The sequence below is a fragment of the Halorussus rarus genome, assembly GCF_003369835.1.
Taxonomy (GTDB): Archaea; Halobacteriota; Halobacteria; order Halobacteriales; family Haladaptataceae; genus Halorussus; species Halorussus rarus.
This window is the reverse complement of sequence record NZ_QPMJ01000002.1, coordinates 797,529-815,389: the sequence shown is the minus strand read 5'-3', so window position 1 is coordinate 815,389 and position 17,861 is coordinate 797,529. Positions and strand designations below refer to the sequence as shown.

Genomic DNA, 17,861 nt, shown 5'->3' with positions numbered 1-17,861 from the left:
GCTGGGGAGGCGTGAGGGCCGTGCGGTGGTGGGCGGAAACTCAGAGGTGACGGCAGTAGCTAGTGCTACGCTGTTTCCACCCAACTCGCGAGACTTCCTATGCTGACTCAAGCTCCCAACTCGCGTCCCCGCCAGCGTTTTGACGGCCGGGTGCGTACCGTGGCGGTATGTCGCGCGTAAACCGCCGCCACGGTCGCCAGCCATGGTCGACGTAGTCGCCGCCGGCCACGTCAACTGGGACGTGACCCTCCGCGTGGACGCCCTCCCGACGCCCGACGGCGAGGCCCGCATCGACTCCCAGATCCGGTCCGGCGGGGGCAGCGCCGCCAACGTCTCGGTCGCGCTGGCCGGGATGGGGTTCGACGCCGGTCTGGTCGGCAGCGTCGGCGACGACGAGACCGGGGAGTTCGCCCGGCGGGGGCTCGAGGCCGCCGGCGTCGACTGCTCGCACCTGCTGGAGGTCCCCGACGCCGAGACGACGACGAAGTACCTCATCGTCGACGAGCGCGGCGAGGTGATGGTGCTGGGCAACGAGGGCGCCAACGAGGCCGTGGGGCCCGACGACGTCGACCCCGAGTACGTCGCGACCGCCGACCACCTCCACCTGACCAGCCAGCGACCGGACACCGCCGCGGAACTGGCCCGGATCGCGACCGAGGCCGGCGTCGGCGTGAGCTTCGACCCCGGCCGGCGCCTCGCCGAGCGGGACTTCGCCGAGGCGCTGGCCTACGCCGACGTCGTCTTCCTCAACGACCGCGAGGCCCGCGCGCTGCTCGACAAGGACCTCGACCACCCCTCCTCGGAGCTCCACGGCCGTGTCGTCGTCATCAAGCACGGCGAGGACGGCGCCCGGGTCGACACGCCCGGGGCCTCCTTCGACCACCCGGGCTTCGACGCCGAGGCGGTCGACACCACGGGCGCTGGCGACGCCTTCGCCGCGGGATTTCTCGCGGTGCTGCTCCGGGACGGCGGGGGTCCGACCGAAGGAGCCGACTACGAGCGCGCCCTGGAGTTCGCCAACGCCTGCGGCGCGCTCGCGGCGACGGAGGAGGGCGCCCGGACCGCCCCGACGTTCGGCGATGTCGAGGCGTTCCTCGACGAGCAGTTCTGACCCTGCCGTTCCGAATCCCCACGCTTTTTCTCCCGCTCGGGAGAATCCACGCCCATGGCGAAACAACCCCATCTCCTCGTCGAGGAGGGCGACGTGAACGACATCGCGCTCATCCCCGGCGACCCTGGCCGGGTCGACCGCATCGCGAACCTCTGCGACGACTCGGCGGTCGTCGCGGAGAACCGCGAGTACAAGGTCGTCAACGCCAGTTACGAGGGGACCGACCTCACCGTCTGCTCGACCGGCATCGGCTGTCCCTCGGCGGCCATCGCGGTCGAGGAACTCCACGAGGTCGGCGTCGAGACCGTCATCCGGGTCGGGACGACCGGCGCGCTCCAGGAGGGCATCGAGATCGGCGACATGGTGGTCGCCACCGGCGCGGCCAAGAACGAGGGGACCAGCAAGCGCTACGAGTCGGTCGAGTACCCCGCGGTGCCCGACTACGGCGTCCTGTCCGCGCTGGTCGACTCCGCGGAAGCGAACGACGAGGACGTCCACGTCGGTCCCATCGCGAGCGACGACGCCTTCTACGCCGAGACCGACGAGTACGTCGAGGACTGGGAGGCGGCCAACATCCTCTCGGTCGAGATGGAGGCCGCCGCGGTGTTCTCGCTGACCCGGCGCCGCGACATGCGGGCCGGCGCCATCTGCACCGTCGACGGCAACCTCGTCGAAGGGACCCAGAAGGGCGAGACCGAGGACGACGAACTCCCCGAGAAGGCCAAGGACAACGTCGAGCGCGCCATCCGCATCTCGCTCGACGCCGTGGTCGACCTCGCGGCGTAGCCACGCAGGTATCGCGGCGTAGACGGTTCGACTCCTCCTCGTCGGCGCCCAACGCCCTCGATCGCGAGCGAACAGATACTTGAGGCGGGACCGCCGACGTGACCGTAATGTCGGACGGTCTGCGCTCGCGGTATCACGCCGCGCTCCGGCGCGTGCGCCGGTTCGAGCGGCGCGAGGTGCGGGAGTTCCGCCGGTGGATCGAGCACACCGCCAACCTCATCCACCTCTCGGTGCTGCTGCTGGTCCCGCTGCTCATCGCGGCCGTGACCGCCGTCGCCAACTCGCTCGAGGCGCTGCCGTTCGTCCTGTTCCCGCCGCTGGCGTCGGGCACGTTCACCCTGTTCGCCGAGCCGGAGGGCAAGTACGCCTCGCCGACCAAGTTCGTCGGCGGCCTCACGGCCGGGGCGCTCTGCGGGACCGTCGCCATCTGGGTCGGCCTCCACACGTCGATGCGGGACCCGCTGGGCGCGAGCGGGCTGCTCGTCTCCCCGCTAGAGGCCGCGCTGGCAGTCTTCCTCACCGGCGGCGTGACCTGGGCGCTCGACTTCGAGGAGCCCTCGGCGTTCTCGACCGCGCTGCTCGCGCTCATCGCGCCCGCGTTCAGCAGCCCGGTCGGCTTCGACGAGTTCTTCCTCCAGTTCGTCGTGTCGGTGTTCGTCGCCAGCACCATCGTGGCCGGCGCGTTCCACGTCTGGCGCGAGCAGTTCTACGAGCGCCGGTCGCGGCTCCTCTACCAGTCGACGAAGGGCGACGATCACGTGCTCGTCCCGATGCGCGACGAGGAGAGCCGCAGCGCCGCCATGTTCGGCGCGCGACTCGCCGCGGCCCACGACGCCGGCAAGGTCGTCCTGCTCGACGTGGTCGACGAGTCGGCCATCGAGGAGGCCGAGCGCACCATGGAGGTGCCGACCCGCGACGCCGACACCGAACTCGTCGACTCGGCGGCGGCCGCGGCCGAGGGCGCCGAGACCGAGGAGGTCCAGGTCGCCGAGGAGTCGGCCCAGCGCCTGGAGACCGAGGCCAACCGCATCGAGACCAGGGTCGGCGTCCCCTGCCAGGTGGTCGTGGTCGGCGACGGAGACGACCCCGCCCGCACGGTGCTCAAGACCGCCCGCGAGACGAACTGCGACCTCGTGGTCACGCCGTACGAGGAGGAGCGCGGCAGCCTGTCGGGGTTCGTCCGGGGGCTGTTCCGGAGCGACGTCGACACGATCGCGTTCCGGTCGGGCAGCGAGTCGCGCGAGCGCTGGAAGCGGGTGATGGTCCCGATCCGACGCCCCGGCGACACCGCCCACGCCATGATCGACTTCGCCCAGCGGCTCACCGGCCTCGCCGGGTCCATCAGCGTCTGCACCTGCATCGACCGCGAGAACGAGCGCCGGTCGGCCGAGACGACGCTGGCGAACCTGGTCGAGACGTTCGAGGGGTCGTTCGAGACCCGGGTGTCGCGGGCGTCCATCGAGTCGTTCCTCGCGGCCAACGACGAGTACTACGATCTGATCATCGTGGGCGCGAGCACCGACCGGTCGGCCGCCTCGCGGTTCGTCTCGCCGCCGACGTTCGAGCGCATCCACGACCTCGAGTGCGACGTGGCGGTCGTCCACCGGAGCTGACCACGCTCCGCGCCGTGTCGAGGGAACCCTCGACATACGACAGCAGTCACATCTTCGTTGTGCCACGTCGGTACCAGCATACTTAAGGAAAGATGATTACGTTCTCGGTGGTCCGTGCGAGCCATGCGCAAGGGCTACGACCGGCGCGACGCGGTGGCGCTCCTGACGACGCTGGCGCTGGGGAGTCGGGCGAGCGCGACCGCGGCCGCGGCACGAGAGGACGGCGACGGCGACCGAAACGGCGGCGACGGGGACGGACCGGGAGGACGAGACGGCGCCCAGACCGGCCCCACGCTGAATCGGCTGGCGACGACGGTCCTCGGGGCCGAGATAACCGGCCTGTTCCTCACCACCGACGGCGAACTGTTCTTCAACGTCCAGCACCCCGACCCGGACAACGTGCTGCCCTACGACGAGGGCACCGTCGGCGCGCTCGTCGGGGCCCGCATCGACGACCTCCCCTCGGACTTCGAGAGTGTGCAGGTGCCCGACACCCGGATCGAGCACGAGCGGGTCCGGACCGCGGCCGGCACCTACCAGCCGCTGATGAACGGCGGCGACCAGGTGCCCAACTCCGGCGACGAGTTCGGCGTGGTCTACTCGGCCGCGGGCGAACCGATGACCGACGGGATGTGGCCCGACTTCAACGGGTTCGTCCGCGACGGCCCCTCGGCGGGCTACCTGTTCACCAACTGGGAGCGCTCGCCAGGCCTGGTGAGCCGGCTCCGCGTCGAGCGGCGGGGTCGGCCGGGAGCCGCCGCCTGGCAGGTCACCGACGCGATGAACGTCGACTTCCGGCCGGTCGAGGGGACCTGGACCAACTGCTTCGGCACCGTCTCGCCGTGGGGGACGCCGCTGACCTCCGAGGAGTACGAGCCGCCCGCCGACGTCTGGTACGACCCCGAGCAGGAGACCTACGGCAACGGCGACGGCCGGATGGCCGAGTACCTCGGCTACTGGGGCAACCCCTACCGCTACGGCTACATCGTCGAGATAACCGAACCGAAGTCCGACGACCCGACGCCCGACAAGCGGTTCGCCATGGGCCGGTTCTCCCACGAGAACTCGGTGGTGATGCCCGACCGGCGGACCGCCTACATGAGCGACGACGGGACCGGCACGGTGCTGTTCAAGTTCGTCGCCGACGAGGCGGGCGACCTCTCGTCGGGCACGCTGTACGCCGCCAGGGCGAAGCCCGGCCGGGGCAACGACCCGGCGAACGTCGCCTTCGACATCGAGTGGGTGGAGCTCGCCCACGGCGACGAGGACGAGATCGAGTCGTGGATCGCCGAGTACGACGGCCAGGAGGAGAGCACGGACGCGAACTACATCACCGAGCAGGAGGTCCGGCGGTGGGCCAACGGCGACGCCGCCGACGACCGGGTGGCCTTCCTCGAGTCCCGGAAGGCGGCGGGCGCAAAGGGCGCGACCGACGAGTTCCGCAAGATGGAGGGGATCACGGTCAAGTTCCCGCAGGCCGGCGCGGCCGAGCCCGGCGACTACGTCTACGTCGCGATGTCGGAGGTCAACGAGACGATGGCCGACGGCGAGGGGACCATCCGGCTGCAGGGCAACGACTACGGCGCGGTCTACCGGATGGAACTCGACGAGAGCTTCGACGTGAGTCGGATGGAGCCGGTCGTCACCGGCGGCCCGAACGCCAACATCTGCGGCGGCTGTCCGTACGACGCGCGGCCCGACTCGGCCAGCACCGTCTGCCGGTCCTGCGCGTTCAATCCGACGCACGACGAGGAGAGCGAGGGCCCGGCCGAGAGCGGCGGCGCGGCCGGGAGCACGGAGGGGACCGGCGCGGCGCTGCTCGGCACCGCGCCGATGCAGGGGCAGGTCGACCCCGAGAACGCCGTCGCCAACCCGGACAATTTACTGGTGACGAGCGACGACCGCGTGATCATCGGCGAGGACAGCGAGTTCCACGAGAACAACATGATCTGGCTCTACGACCCGGGTGACGGGGAGCGGACGGGAGACGGCGGCTCGTAGGGCCGCTTGACCGCCGCTCCACTGTCTCGCGATTCTCTCGACGGGCGCCATCGCTCTCCGGGGGAGCGCTTATCCGAACCCTTCGGATTCGATTCGGGACTCCGGAACGCCGAGCCGCTCGACGGCCTCGACGAGGCCGTGGACCATCGCGTTGATGCCGCACGCGTACACCTCGGCGTTCGCCGGGTCGATGCGGGCCTCGACGCCGGACCGCGGACGCGCCCGCAGCCAGCGCTCGAGTCGCTCGCCCGTTCCGGCGGTCACGGCCGCGGAGTCGGCGTGCTTGAGCAGCGCGTGCTGGACGTAGTCCGTCTCGCCGTCCCACTCCGAGAGGACGGGCTCGCGGCTCAGACACGGCACGAAGTGGAAGTTCTCTCGAGTTCGGTCGAGTTCACGGAACGCCTCCCGGTACGGGAGGTCGTCCTCCCAGCCCGCCCCGAGGAACAGCCAGACGTCCCGTCTGCCGCCCGCGTGCTCGTCACGGCCGGTCTCGAAGACGCGGTCTATCATGCTCTTGAACGGTGCGACTCCCGTCCCGGTGGCGAGGAACACCATGTCCCGCGGGGAGTGGTCCTGGAGGACCAGCTCGCCGTACGGGCCGCGTATCGTCAGTTCGTCGCCGACGGTCAGCTCGTCGCAGAGTCGCGGGGAGAGGCGCCCGCCCGGCATGCGCCGGACGCAGATTTCGAGCTCGTCCTCGGTGGGCGAACTCGCCAGCGAGTACGCCCGTGACGTGCCGCCGTACCGGAGTCCGACGTACTGGCCGGCGAGAAAATCGACGTCCGCCTCCGTTCGGAACCGAACGCGGGTGAGCATCGGCTCAGGTCGCTCGATCCGCTCGGCGAGCGTCGCGACGCGCCGGGCGACCGCCGGACGGCCGTCGCGGCCGAGCCGGGCGGAGAGCCGCCGGCAGTCGTCGGGGCCCTCGACCGGGCCGTACTCGTGAGCGACGCCGCGCTCCTCGAGCCACCGAGCGACTGCGGCGGTGACCTCCGACCGCCGGTTCCGGTCCATCCTGGTGACGTCCGTGACGCGCGCGGACTCGGTGATGAGCGGGAGGTCAGCGATGGCGTCGTGCTGGGACTGGTGTTCCCGTATCGGTGCGACCATACCGCACGCCGGAATCGGAGCTGGAAATACGTGGCGATAGCCCCACCCCGCTTCGTGCGCCGGACAGCGCTCCGGGTTCGCCCCGTCGCCCGCTTCGTTCGCTGGTCCGCCCGCTGCGCTACGCGACTCCCGCGGTCGGATGGCGACCGTCGAGGCCTGATGCGGTGATCGTCGGCGAGTCCGGCCGCGCGAACTCGTCCGTCGACGACGAGCGGACCGGTCGCGCGGTCGAGACCTCCCCGCTCTCACGGATCACGATGACCGTCACGTCCAGCCGCGTTCGGGTTCGGATTCGCTCCCGGAGGGCATCCGCCGCGCCCGCCGACCCGCCGACGGTCCGAACCGTCACCGTGGTGGGGTGGCGGAGGAAGAGCTCCGTCCGATACGACACGTCGGTCGAGAGGACGCGAGCGTCCGCCTCGGACACCGTCTCGGTGACCGTTCGTTCGAATTCCGCGTTCTCCGAGACGTTGATGGTCGTGACGACGAGCGCCGACGAGAGCACGAGGACGACCGAGAAGAGCAGTGCCGCGCGCCGAACGACCGCACGCCGGGCCGCCTGCTCGGCGAACCAGTGTTCCGGCCGGTAGCCCTGGACCCAGAGTGTCCCGAGGCTCGCGACGTTGATCGACAGGACGTTGATGAGGACGAGGATCCCGGCGCTCACGGCGGCGGTCAGGTCGCCGTAGGCGATTCCGAGACCGACGGTCGCCGCCGGCGGGATGAGCGCGACGGCGATGGCGACCCCGACCAGCGCGACGCTCGTCGTGGACGTGAGCGACATCGCCCCCGCCACGCCCGCGCCGAGCGCGACCACCAGCGCGAGCGCGCCCGGATTGATGCGTTCGGCGACCTGCTCGACGACGTGCAGGTCGGCGTGGGGCATCACCGTCGCGCGGAGGAGGCCGGCGAACGCGGCGGCGCTCGCGACCGCGACGAGCAGGCCGGCGAACTGCGCTTTCACGCTCGTCCGGAAGAGGTCGTCGTCGTCGAGGATGCTCCCGACGCTCGCGGCTATCGGCGGGCCAATGAGCGGGGCGATCACCATGGAGCCGACGACTACCGCGGCGCTGTTCATCAGCAGACCGGCCGTCGCGATGATCGTGCTCACGACCGTGAAGACGACGTAGTTCGGCGTTATCGGCGCGACCGCCGCGGCCCGAGCGCGGAGTTCCTCCCGCGCGATCCGACCGTCGGTCTCCTCGACGGTGCTCTCGGCGGTCGGTCCGTCGTGCTGCTGGCGCTCGAACCGGTCGGACAGGACCGTTTCGAGTTTGCCGACGGTCACGTACCCCTTCCGCTCGATGCCGATCGCTCGAAGCTCGTCCACCAGGGCCTCCACGTCCTCGGGCCCCGTCGGGACGAACACGAGCGCCGCGTAGTCGCGCCCCGAGGTCTCGTCGGTGAGAAAGTAGTCGACGTCGTTGTCCGACAGCACCCGCTCGACGCCGTCGCGCTTGCCGACGGGCACGGCGATCTGGAGCAGCCGCATGTCTGGGGGTCCCGCGCCGGCTCAAATAACCTTGGGGAACGCGGCGTGGACCCGCCGCTCGGCGAGGTCGGGTCGGGAATCTCGACGGACGCGCTCCGGCCCCGTCCCGGGACCCTCCTTCGACGCCGAGCCCGCGGTCCGACAGCCGCTATGCCCGGCCCGGAACCCGGACGGACTGGTCGTATTCACCGCTTTGCAGACTCACTGCTCGGAGACTCGCCGGAGAGCCGGTCGGCGACGCTCTCCATCCCGTCGTTGCCGAGCGCCGACCGCACCAGCAGGTGGCCGCCGATGGTCGCGGGACTGATGACCGAGTCCGCGCCCGCGCGCCGGAGCTTGTCGACGTTCTCGCGGTCGGTGGCGGCCGCGACGATGCGGATGTCGGGGTTCAGCTGCCGGGCGGTCAGCACCGCCAGCGCGTCCTCGGCGTCGTTGTTGGTGGCGGCGACGACCGCGCGGGCCTCGTCGATGCCGACCCGGCGGAGCGGTTCCTCGTCGCTGGGGTCGGCCCTGAGGACCTTGAACCCCCTGTCGCCGAGTTCGGTCGCTCGCTGCGGTTCCGGCGTGACGACCACGAACTCGGTCTGGCCGTCGAGTTCGGTCAGGATGGGTTCGGTCAGGTCGCCGTAGCCGAGCACGATGACGTGGTCTTCGAGGAGTTCGAGCTGTGTCTCTGTCATTTTACCGAGTGCGGTGGCGAGGCGGGCTTCGATGGCGGGCCCCAGCAGCGAGGCCAGCGCGATGGCGAAGCTCGCGGTGCCGAGGACCACGACCGTCATGCCGAACAGCCGGCCGGTCTGGGTCGTCGGCGTGAGGTCGCCGTACCCCACGGTGCTGGCGGTGACCAGCGTGTAGTAGAAGGCGTCGAGCGGCGTCTCCACGTTCTGGAAGTGGTCCTCCAGCGCGTACGTGCCCGCCGTCCCGTACACCAGCACGCCCGCGAGCGCGGCCACCGCCGCGAGCTGGGTGGTCGACAGGTCGACCTCCCGGTCGAACCGGCGGCGCGCCAGCGCGATCACGGGGAGCGACCCCAGCGACGCGACAACGAGGGGCAGCGAGTACGGGCTCGACTGGATCAGTCCCTGGGCCGCGGTCAGCGGGAGCAACAGCGCGGTCGAGTACCACGCCGCTCGCAGGCCGCGGCGCATCCCGAGCGCGCTCGCGAGCATCAGGAAGCCGGTGAGCGTCCCGGTGAACCCGGCGGTCTCCTGGGCCCACCGGGGAATCTGGCCGCCGAAGAGGTTCTGGGTCGACGCCGCGGTGAACCCGATGCTGGAGATGCCGGTCGCTATCGAGAGCAGGGCTACCGCGAACGTCAGCGTCACCGCGAGCCGGACGCCGACCCAGCCGCGCCGAGTTCCCGCCTCCATACCGGTGGTTCTCGCGGTCTCGATTAAAAAAGGTCGGTAGTTCTTTGGGGGTGGTGTGTCTGTCCGGAACGTAACGCATGCCTCTCGGCCCCGATCTCGTCGTCGATCTGCTCCTCGGTCTTTACCTCGGGGTGCTGACGGCCGTGGTGCCCGCGCTCGTGGCGTGGTCGCTCGGCTTCACGTTCAAGTACTTCACCGGCGTCTCGATCCCGGGGTTCGGCGTCCTGGTGTTCGGCGTCGCGCTCGCCGGCATCCAGGGCGGGCTGCTCGGCCTGCTCGACCCCCAGTTCGTCACCTCGCCCACCGCGCTGGTGTCGGCGCTGGTGGTGATGATGGCGACCCTCTACGCTCACGCGCAGGGCGACCGGATGGGCGCGGAGTTCCCGCGGCGGCTCACGCTCCGGCGGCTCCGAGAGCGCGGGCTGTCGGCCGACGCGGTCGAGCGCGTGGGGCGGTTCGGGCAGGTCCGGGTGCGGGTGACCGGCGAGGTCGGCGACGTCGAGGGGTACCCGTCGCTCTCGGCGGAGCTGCGGGCGACCATCCGGGACGGCGAGTGGACGTTCCCCGCCGACCTCCCGCTGTCGGAGATCGAACTCCGCCTGGAGGAGCGGCTCCGGACCGAACACGGGCTGGCGGAGGTGACCGCGAGCATCGACTCCAGGGGGCGAGCGACCGTGAGCGCCGCCCCGCCCGCGGGCGCGCTCTCGCGGCGGGTCCCGAAGGGCCGGCGCGCGGTCTCGGTCGACGCGCTGGTCCCGACCGGGCTGGCCCGCGCCGACGAGGTGACTGTCGCGACGCCCGGCGGCGAGGTCGAGGGGACCGTCCTGAGCGCCCGGTCGGGGTCCGACGCGGCCCCCGCGACGACACCGACCGCTCCGGCCCCTCCTGCCGGCGAAGACCCTGAATCCGACGAACCGGAAACCGCCGAACCGAGTGGGACGCGTCCGTCGACGGCGAGCGGGGCCTCGGCGCGGGCGACCGGCGGGGACGGCCGGGTGACGGTCGCCGTGCCGCCCCGCGACGCCGAGCCCCTGCTCCGGGCGTCGTCGGCCGCGGTCCGGGTCCGCGCCCGCGGCACCCGCCGGGAGTTCGAACTCCTCTCGCTCCTCCGACGGGACGGTAAACGGGTCCGGCAGGTCGAACTGGCCGCCGGGTGCGCGCTCGACGGCGCGACCCTCGGGGCGGCCGCGCCCCGCGAGGCGCACGGCGTCGCGGTGCTGGCGGTCCGGCGCGACGGGTCGTGGACGGTCGCGCCGGGCGGCGCGACCGGACTCGCGGCGGGCGACGAACTCTACGTCGTCGGGTCGCGCGAGGCGCTCGACCGCTTCGAGGACGCGGTCCGGCGGTCGCCGGAGACGGCGGCCGCGCCGGAGTCGGACGACGGAGACGTCACCTCGAAATCGGACGGCGGTGGCGTCGTCTCGGAACCGACCGACGCGGCGGCCTCGTCGGGGTCGGCCGACGCGGCAATCGCTCCGGAGGCAACTGACGAGGCGGTCGCTCGGGAGCCCGACGACGGGGAGGCGGACCGATGAACCTCCTCGCGGCGCTCGAACGCCCCGCGGTGGCTGTCGGGCGGGTACTCGGCCTCACGCTGCTCGCCGGCGGCGCGGCCACCCTGGCGAGCCTGCTCTACCGGTCGTACGCCCGCGAGGAGATGCCGGAGGGCCTGGCCGTGCTGGTCGGCCTCGGCGTCGTCGGCGCGTGGCTCAACACCACCACGGCGCTCCGCCAGTTCCTCAGCGCCGGCCGCGTCGTGCCGTCGACCGGTACCGTGGCGGTCACCGTCGCGGCGTTCGTCCTGGGCGCGGGCGCGGCCTCGGTCGGCGCGCGGTCTGGCGCGCACCTCCTCGCCGGCGTCGTCGGCGTCGACGCCGACGTGAGCCGGTTCGTCGGGTCGGTCGGCCGGTTCGTGACCGTCGAACTCCCCGACGAGATAGAGGAGATCGACGGGTACGAACCCCTCGACGCCGAGACCGCCGAGTCGCTGGCGGGCAAGACGCTCCGGTTTCCGCGCGGCCTGACGGTGGCCGAACTCCGCGAACGCTTGGTCGAACGCCTCCGCGACGACTACGGCGTGGCCCACGTGGACGTCGAACTCGCCGACGACGGGACGGTCGCGTACCTCGCGGCGGGCGGGCGTGCGGCCGGAATCGGGCCGACGCTCGCGCCGGGGACGGTCGCGGTCGCGGTCCGGGCGGACCCGGCGTTCAGCGCCGGCGCGGGCGACGTCGTGCAGGTGTGGCGAGAGACTCCGCCGGCGGGGAGCGGTGATGAGGAGGGAGGTGGAGACGAGCACCCGGCCGACGAATCGCCGAGTTCCGAATCGGCGAGCGCCGAATCTCCGGACTCGGATCCCCAGCGGATTGCCACGGCCGAGCTCCGGGCGACGGCGGGGGACGTGGTGACGCTGGCGCTCGACGCCGCCGACGCCGCCCGCCTCGACCCCGGCGCCGAGTACCGGCTGGTGACGCTGCCGACCCAGCCCCGGGCCGACCGGGAGTTCTCCGCGCGGCTCCGGGCGGCCGACGAGACGGTCGGCGCGGTCTCGCTCTCGGCCGACAGCCCGCTGGTCGGCGCGCCGGTCGGCAGCATCGACGCGACGGTGGTCGCGGTCCGCGGCGCCGACGGCGTCGAGACGATTCCGCCCACCGACCGGCTGCTCGGGGCCGGCGACACGCTCTACGTGGTCGCCCGGCCCGAACTGCTCCGGAAGGTCGAGGCCGCGGCGGGCGGCGGGACCGAACCGGTCGTCGCCGAGTGACCGGGTCTCGAGAGGGGACGAGGGGGTCTCCGCGAGCGATGGAACAAAGGCCGACCGGTGCCAACCAGTCGGACATGGAGTGGAAGCTGTTCGCGGACCTCGCCGAGATCGCCGGCGGCAAGCGGGTCGACGTCGACGCCGACCCCGGCGAGACGGTCGGGGCGGCGCTCGCGGCGCTGGTCGCCGACCACCCCGGCCTGGAGGACCGAATCTACGACGAGGAGGGCGACCTGCGCGACCACATCAACGTCCTCCGGAACGGGACGAACGTCCACGCCGAGGACGGCCTCGACACCGAGCTCGACGACGGCGACGAGCTCGCGCTGTTCCCGCCGGTCAGCGGCGGGTCCGTAACCGCGCCCTGACGCGCCGCAGGTAGACCCCGGGCCGCGGTCCGGATCGGCTTTCCGGGTCAGCCAGAAGTGCTTAACGTTCCGCGCCGCTACCAACGGTGGAATGGAACTGGGTGGGGACGGGTCCGAGGAGCGCGCGCTCGATTCGCTGATACCGGGCGAGCGGGAGCGAGAGAAGGCGACCTCGCCCTATCGGCGGCTCCGACAGTGGATCGTCCTGCGCGGCAAGCGGATGTGGGTCGCGTTCGCCCTGCTGGTCGGCGTCTTGGCAGTCCTCCTGATCGCGTCGGTGCTCCGGCCGTGGAACATCGACAACCTGCTCTCGAACACCAACACGGTCCAGACGCTGTTCAGCGCCCTCCTGAGCGGGTCGATACTGCTGGTCTCCATCGTCGTCTCCATCAACTCCATCGTCCTCTCCGAGGAGATCACCGACATCGAGAGCCAGCGCGAGCGCATCGACGCCTCCATCCGCTACCGGGGGCAGATCGAGGAGTTCATCGAGTCGGACGTGAGCCCCGCCCGGCCGGCCGAGTTCCTCCGGACGATCCTCAAGGTCATCGACCGCCAGGCCAACGGCATCGAGGAGATCGCCGAGGAGGGCGACAACGACGAGTTCGCCGAGGAGGCGAAGATCTTCTCCGAGGAGGTCACGAAGGAGGCCGAGCGGGCGGCCGACACGCTCTCGGGCTCGAATTTCGGTTCGTTCAAGGTGCTGCTCGCCGGCCTGAACTACGACTACTCCTGGCAGCTCCACGTCGCCCGCCGGTTCAAGCGCAAGTACGGCCACTGCCTGAGCGACGACCAGCAGGAGGCCATCGACGACCTCGTGGAGACGCTGAAGGTGTTCGCCACCGGCCGGGAGTACTTCAAGTCGCTGTACTACAAGCGGGAGTTCGCCCGGCTGTCGGCCCGACTCCTCTACGTCGCGCTCCCGACCGTGGTCTTCATCTCGTACGTGATGCTGGCGATCCACTCCAAGCAGTTCATCCCGATCGAGGAGCTGTGGATCGTCTCCCAGGAGTTCAGCATGAAGCCGCTCACGATGTTCGTCGCCTTCTCCTACACCATCGCGCTCGCCCCCTACGTCGTGCTGACCTCCTACGTCATCCGCGCGATGACGGTGACGCTCCAGACGCTGGCGTCCGGACCGTTCGTCCTGCGCCACAGCGACGAACTCGACGAGTTCGACTGGGACGACGGCGTCGAGGTGTCCGACGCGAGCATCCCGACGCCCGACGACGGGGGCGACGACCAGCCCGACGAGAAGCCCGCCGCCGACGACGATTAGCGCGAGTCGTCCGCGGCCGCACGCCACGAACCGCCCGAGCTCCGCGACCTACCGGGTCAGGTCCGCGCCCAGCACGAAGTCGGGCTCGTCCGACACCTCGACCCGGCAGTACGCGACGTCGCTGACGTGGCGGACCGACTCGGGGATCAGGACCCGGGTCCGGTCGGCGCCCCGGTCGGCGGCGTCGCGGGCGACCGCGTCGAGGACCGCCCGCGCGCCCTCGGCGTCGGCCCACGCGCCGACGCCGTACTCGACCCACCGTTCGGTCTTCTCCGAGCCGTCGTCGTCGCCGGCCTGCCGCTCGTACTCGCGGACGCGGTGGGCGAACCCGCGCGTGCCGTCGTCCTGGACGACGAACAGGCCGTCCTCGTCGGCCGCGGCCCGGAGGTGCTCGCGGGTGAGCTGCGAGACCGCCCACGTCTCCTCCGGGTCGAGCGCGAGCCCGCCGAGTCGGTCGCGGGCGTCGCTGTCGGTCCAGAACCGCCACGCCGCGTTCGGGTCCGCCGTCGTCTCGGCGTCGCTCCCGTCGGTCGAACCCCGGCCGGAGTCGGGACGGGGCTCGGGGTGGGCCCACCGGAACTCGGTCGCGGGGTCGAAGCCGGCGGCCCGCGACTGGCCCAGGCCGGCCACGTTCCACGAGAAGACCATGTTCCGGGCGACGGTCGCACCCTGCTCGCGCGCCCAGTCGAAGAGGTCCTCGGTGACCGCGACGCTGACGCCCCGGCCGCGGAACTCCGGGTTCACGCGCATCCCCTGACACCACGCCTCCCACTCCGAGAGCATGACGCACTGGGCGATGCCGGCCACCTCGCCGCCGACCTCGGCGACTGCGGTCCGGCGGCGGTCGCCCTCGATCCAGTCGTGGTAGACGTCCGGGATGTAGTCGCCGCCGTCGCGCTCGGGCCAGGTGTTCGTGGTGAACGCCTCGATGTCCTCGTAGTCGTCGTGACGCGCCGCTCTGACGTCGACGCTGACGTGCGTGCCGCTCACGCGACTCACTCCCAGGGCACCGAGCGCTCGGTCAGTTCGCCCGCGACGGGCTCGCGCATCGTCTCGGCGGGGTCGGCGCTGTTCTCCAGCGCCCACATCAGCTTCACCTTCGCGGTGCCGGGGAGCGTGTCGCCGGCTTCCACGACGCCCGCGTCGAGCAGGTCCCGGCCGGTGTCGTACACCCGGTCGCAGACCCGGCCCCGGAGGCACTGGCTGGTCATGACCACTGTCGTCCCGTTGTCGACCAGTTCCCCGATGCGGGGGATCCAGTCGGTGTGGACGTGGCCCAGGCCCGTGCCCTCCAGCACGAGTCCGTCCTTGCCATCCGCGAGGTCGAGGATCGACTCGTCGGTGCCGGGCGTGAACTTGACCAGCTCCACGTCGGGGTCGAGGTCGGGCGAGAGGTCGAGGTCCGTCTCGCCGCGCTCGCCGTGAGCGCGCCGGAAGCTTATCTCGACGTCGCCGCCGCCGTACGCGGCCTCGCCGAGGGGGCTGCGGCCCACCGTCTCGAAGGCGTCGCGGCGCGAGGTGTGGTTCTTGCGGACCCGCGTCCCGCGGTGGAGCGCGCAGACGTCGTCGCTCTCGGTCGCGTGCATGCAGACCAGCACCTCCGCGGCGTCGGCCTTGGCGGCCTCGACCGCGCAGACCGCGTTCATCACGTTGTCCGAGGACGGCCGGTCGGCCGACCGCTGGCTCCCGGTGAACACGACGGGAACGGGGGTGTCGAGCATGAACGAGAGGGCGCTCGCGGTGAACTGCATCGTGTCGGTGCCGTGCATCACGACCACGCCGTCGGCGCCGGCCTCGATCTCCTCGCGGACGGCCTCGGCGAGCTCACGCCACACGTCGGGGGTCATGTTCTCGCTGAGGATGTTGGTCACCACGCGGCCCCGGTAGTTGGCCCGGCCCGCGAGGTCCGGGACCGCCCGGAGCACGTCCTCGGCGTCGAACTGGGCGGTCACGGCGCCGGTCCGGTAGTCGACGGTCGAGGCGATGGTGCCGCCGGTCGAGATGAGCGAGATGGTCGGGAGGTCGGGGTCGAACTCCACCGCCGACTCCTCGTCGGTCTCGCCGGCGTCGATGTCGTAGACGTCGGTCTCGAGCACGTCGACGTCGGCGTCGTCGCGGTCGATTCCGACGTTGTAGCCGCCCTCCAGCTTGACGACGAGGTTCTGGCTCGTCGAGGAGGGGAGCAGGACGCCCTCGTAGGTCTGGTCGGCCCGCTGGACGCGGACGCGGTCGCCGGGATTCATACCACGAGGTACCGGCGCGCCGGACTTGAAACCATCTTTTCGGGCGGAACGTGTGGTGTGGGGCGACGCGGCGGGCACGATCGAGGAAGAAAGCAGCGACAGGCGCCGGACGCGCTCGGTGAGACAGGCCACCGGGAAGCGCCCGGCGGACCAACCGACAGGGTGGGACTGAAAGGGGCCGTGCTGAGCGAGGGGCTTTCGAGGGGGCGTCACGACCACGACTGTGCCTGCATCGAGAAACGAGCGTCAGGATGCTCTATCCGGGCAGATTGGCAAAACCGATACGGGGGAAAACACGCAGCGAGATGGCTCATCCACGGAAAGACCCATTACCTCGGCCGACACACACTCCCGTATGCCCCAGCGCTCCGACCAGCGCACCCGCGATTCGGTCGCGGACGACTTCACCGACGTTCTCGGTGACGACTCCGCGGACGCCGAGACCCAGTCCTCCGCGTCGTCCTCCACGTCGTTCGGCCGGCGCCTCCAGCACCGCGCCGCGAACATCTTCTCGCCCCGCGCGTTCCTCTACGCGCTCGCCCTGCTCGGCGGCGGTATGGTCGCCGGCACCGCCTTCGTCCCGCTCCCGTTCCTCGACAACCTGGCGGGACTCCTCGGCGTGTTCGCCGGCGCGTTCGTGCTCGGCCTCGCGGTCGAGCGCTCGACCGTCCTCGAGTCGGCCACCGCGGGCGCGGTCGCGGCCGGCGTCACCGCCCTGCTCGGCCACCTCGCGCTCTCGGTCGCCGGCGGAATGGGCGTCCCCATCGCGGCGTTCGGCGCGGGGACCGGCCTACTGGCGGGCGCGCTCGGCGCGTACTTCGGCGGCGACCTCCGGAAGGGCCTGACCGAAGACATCTGAGTCGGACCCCCGTCGCGTTCGTCGCGCCGCGTCACTCCGCGAGCGTCCACTCCCCGTCGTCGGTCCGGTCGACGAACCCCCGGTCGGCCAGTTCGACCAGCGACGCCTCGACGGCGTGCTCGGGGGCCTCGACCGCCCGGCTCACCTCCGCGACGGTGGTCGCGCCGCCCGCGACGGCCGCCAGCGCGTCGGCTCGGAGCCGGGCCTCCCCGTCGCCGTCGACCGCGTCGCCGAGCCGGTCCTGCACGTCGGCGATGCGGCCGTGGACCCACCGCTGGGCCAGCGACAGCTCGCGCTGGAGCTGCCTGAGCTCGTCGAGCTCCGACGCGAGGTCGGTTGCCGTCCCGTCCGCGGCGTCGTCCCCGTCGCTCTCGGCGCTGGCGTCCTCTGCTCGCTCGTTCTCGGGACTGTCGACCGACTCGGTCTCGGCGGCGTCGTCCGGTTCGCTCTCGGGCTCTCCGGACTCGATTCCGGCGTCCGCGCCCGACTCGTCCGACCGTTCGTCGGCCTCGGCGGCGTCGAGCTGGACGTTGAGCGAGACGTAGCGCCACCGGCTTGCGTCGAGGTTCGCGCTCGCGGGGTAGGCGCTCTTCATCCCGAACTCGTAGGGCGAGACGCTGACCTCCAGCCGGAGGTTGCGCGAGATCGAGAAGTACTTCCGGCGCTGGTCGTCGGTCCGGCTCTCGACCAGCCCGGCGTCCTCGAGCTTCCGGAGGTGGTCGATGACGGCCTTCGGGCTGACGCCGAGGTACTCGCTGATCTCGGTGACGTAACAGGGTCGTCGGGCGAGCAGTCGGAGGATGCGCCTCCGGTTCTCGTTCCCGAGGATGTCGAGTAGCTCGGCGGAGTCCATTCGCTACCGGGGGTA

At 71.4% G+C, this 17,861-nt stretch carries 15 protein-coding genes; 9 read left to right on the top strand and 6 right to left on the bottom strand.

Annotated features, from left to right (window positions below):
• Positions 1-202: 202 nt before the first annotated feature.
• The 4 genes from DVR07_RS12340 to DVR07_RS12325 all read left to right on the top strand — a co-directional run bounded on the left by DVR07_RS12340 (position 203) and on the right by DVR07_RS12325 (position 5,511).
• Positions 203-1,111, top strand: a complete 909-nt coding sequence (locus DVR07_RS12340) for a carbohydrate kinase family protein (RefSeq protein WP_115797587.1) — start codon at positions 203-205, stop codon at positions 1,109-1,111.
• 54 nt (positions 1,112-1,165) lie between these two features.
• Complete coding sequence (locus DVR07_RS12335; protein ID WP_115797586.1) at positions 1,166-1,897, top strand: nucleoside phosphorylase; 732 nt, start codon at positions 1,166-1,168, stop codon at positions 1,895-1,897.
• Positions 1,898-2,004: 107 nt separating this feature from the next.
• On the top strand, positions 2,005-3,510 hold the full coding sequence (locus DVR07_RS12330) for a universal stress protein (protein WP_115797585.1): 1,506 nt from the start codon (positions 2,005-2,007) through the stop codon (positions 3,508-3,510).
• Between the two features lie 123 nt (positions 3,511-3,633).
• Complete coding sequence (locus DVR07_RS12325) at positions 3,634-5,511, top strand: alkaline phosphatase PhoX (RefSeq protein WP_115797584.1); 1,878 nt, start codon at positions 3,634-3,636, stop codon at positions 5,509-5,511.
• Between the two features lie 69 nt (positions 5,512-5,580).
• Here DVR07_RS12325 and DVR07_RS12320 read toward each other — a convergent pair whose 3' ends face one another.
• The 3 genes from DVR07_RS12320 to DVR07_RS12310 form a co-directional block, all read right to left on the bottom strand.
• Positions 5,581-6,621, bottom strand: a complete 1,041-nt coding sequence (locus DVR07_RS12320) for an FAD-binding oxidoreductase (RefSeq protein ID WP_115797583.1) — start codon at positions 6,619-6,621, stop codon at positions 5,581-5,583.
• A gap of 118 nt (positions 6,622-6,739) precedes the next feature.
• Positions 6,740-8,113 (bottom strand): TIGR00341 family protein, encoded by a 1,374-nt coding sequence (locus DVR07_RS12315; RefSeq protein WP_115797582.1) that lies wholly within the window; start codon positions 8,111-8,113, stop codon positions 6,740-6,742.
• Between the two features lie 185 nt (positions 8,114-8,298).
• Entirely contained in the window at positions 8,299-9,483 is a 1,185-nt protein-coding gene (locus DVR07_RS12310; protein WP_115797581.1) for an NAD-binding protein, read from the bottom strand.
• A 77-nt stretch (positions 9,484-9,560) separates the two neighbouring features.
• On the opposite strand from DVR07_RS12310, the gene DVR07_RS12305 reads away from it, so the two are divergent.
• From DVR07_RS12305 to DVR07_RS12290, 4 genes are all read left to right on the top strand, one after another.
• Positions 9,561-11,018: a potassium channel family protein gene (locus DVR07_RS12305; protein ID WP_115797580.1), complete on the top strand. Its 1,458-nt coding sequence runs from the start codon at positions 9,561-9,563 to the stop codon at positions 11,016-11,018.
• Positions 11,015-12,247 carry a TrkA C-terminal domain-containing protein gene (locus DVR07_RS12300; RefSeq protein WP_115797579.1) on the top strand — a complete coding sequence of 411 codons (1,233 nt, stop codon included), beginning with the start codon at positions 11,015-11,017 and terminating at the stop codon, positions 12,245-12,247. Before DVR07_RS12305 ends, DVR07_RS12300 begins: the two co-directional genes overlap by 4 nt.
• A 74-nt stretch (positions 12,248-12,321) precedes the next feature.
• Positions 12,322-12,612, top strand: a complete 291-nt coding sequence (locus DVR07_RS12295; protein WP_115797578.1) for a ubiquitin-like small modifier protein 1 — start codon at positions 12,322-12,324, stop codon at positions 12,610-12,612.
• A gap of 91 nt (positions 12,613-12,703) precedes the next feature.
• Positions 12,704-13,891: a hypothetical protein gene (locus DVR07_RS12290; RefSeq protein ID WP_115797577.1), complete on the top strand. Its 1,188-nt coding sequence runs from the start codon at positions 12,704-12,706 to the stop codon at positions 13,889-13,891.
• A gap of 48 nt (positions 13,892-13,939) precedes the next feature.
• On the opposite strand, the gene DVR07_RS12285 is transcribed toward DVR07_RS12290, so the two are convergent.
• Positions 13,940-14,881, bottom strand: a complete 942-nt coding sequence (locus tag DVR07_RS12285; protein WP_115798329.1) for a GNAT family N-acetyltransferase — start codon at positions 14,879-14,881, stop codon at positions 13,940-13,942.
• A 5-nt stretch (positions 14,882-14,886) separates the two neighbouring features.
• Entirely contained in the window at positions 14,887-16,134 is a 1,248-nt protein-coding gene (gene gatD, locus DVR07_RS12280; RefSeq protein WP_115797576.1) for a Glu-tRNA(Gln) amidotransferase subunit GatD, read from the bottom strand.
• 355 nt (positions 16,135-16,489) lie between these two features.
• Between gatD and DVR07_RS12275 the strand changes: the two genes are divergently transcribed.
• A complete protein-coding gene (locus DVR07_RS12275; protein ID WP_115797575.1) occupies positions 16,490-16,993 on the top strand; it encodes a hypothetical protein in 504 nt (167 codons plus the stop codon).
• Positions 16,994-17,024: 31 nt separating this feature from the next.
• On the opposite strand, the gene DVR07_RS12270 is transcribed toward DVR07_RS12275, so the two are convergent.
• Positions 17,025-17,846: an ArsR/SmtB family transcription factor gene (locus DVR07_RS12270; RefSeq protein ID WP_115797574.1), complete on the bottom strand. Its 822-nt coding sequence runs from the start codon at positions 17,844-17,846 to the stop codon at positions 17,025-17,027.
• Positions 17,847-17,861 lie beyond the last annotated feature (15 nt).

Excerpts from the sequence above, each read along its gene's own strand:
- DVR07_RS12325 (WP_115797584.1), top strand. The coding sequence starts at position 3,634 with ATGCGCAAGGGCTACGACCGGCGCGACGCGGTGGCGCTCCTGACGACG.
- DVR07_RS12315 (WP_115797582.1), bottom strand. The coding sequence starts at position 8,113 with ATGCGGCTGCTCCAGATCGCCGTGCCCGTCGGCAAGCGCGACGGCGTC.
- DVR07_RS12335 (WP_115797586.1), top strand. The coding sequence starts at position 1,166 with ATGGCGAAACAACCCCATCTCCTCGTCGAGGAGGGCGACGTGAACGAC.
- gatD (WP_115797576.1), bottom strand. The coding sequence starts at position 16,134 with ATGAATCCCGGCGACCGCGTCCGCGTCCAGCGGGCCGACCAGACCTAC.
- DVR07_RS12340 (WP_115797587.1), top strand. The coding sequence starts at position 203 with ATGGTCGACGTAGTCGCCGCCGGCCACGTCAACTGGGACGTGACCCTC.
- DVR07_RS12295 (WP_115797578.1), top strand. The coding sequence starts at position 12,322 with ATGGAGTGGAAGCTGTTCGCGGACCTCGCCGAGATCGCCGGCGGCAAG.
- DVR07_RS12300 (WP_115797579.1), top strand. The coding sequence starts at position 11,015 with ATGAACCTCCTCGCGGCGCTCGAACGCCCCGCGGTGGCTGTCGGGCGG.
- DVR07_RS12310 (WP_115797581.1), bottom strand. The coding sequence starts at position 9,483 with ATGGAGGCGGGAACTCGGCGCGGCTGGGTCGGCGTCCGGCTCGCGGTG.
- DVR07_RS12330 (WP_115797585.1), top strand. The coding sequence starts at position 2,005 with ATGTCGGACGGTCTGCGCTCGCGGTATCACGCCGCGCTCCGGCGCGTG.
- DVR07_RS12290 (WP_115797577.1), top strand. The coding sequence starts at position 12,704 with ATGGAACTGGGTGGGGACGGGTCCGAGGAGCGCGCGCTCGATTCGCTG.
- DVR07_RS12275 (WP_115797575.1), top strand. The coding sequence starts at position 16,490 with ATGCCCCAGCGCTCCGACCAGCGCACCCGCGATTCGGTCGCGGACGAC.
- DVR07_RS12270 (WP_115797574.1), bottom strand. The coding sequence starts at position 17,846 with ATGGACTCCGCCGAGCTACTCGACATCCTCGGGAACGAGAACCGGAGG.
- DVR07_RS12320 (WP_115797583.1), bottom strand. The coding sequence starts at position 6,621 with ATGGTCGCACCGATACGGGAACACCAGTCCCAGCACGACGCCATCGCT.
- DVR07_RS12305 (WP_115797580.1), top strand. The coding sequence starts at position 9,561 with ATGCCTCTCGGCCCCGATCTCGTCGTCGATCTGCTCCTCGGTCTTTAC.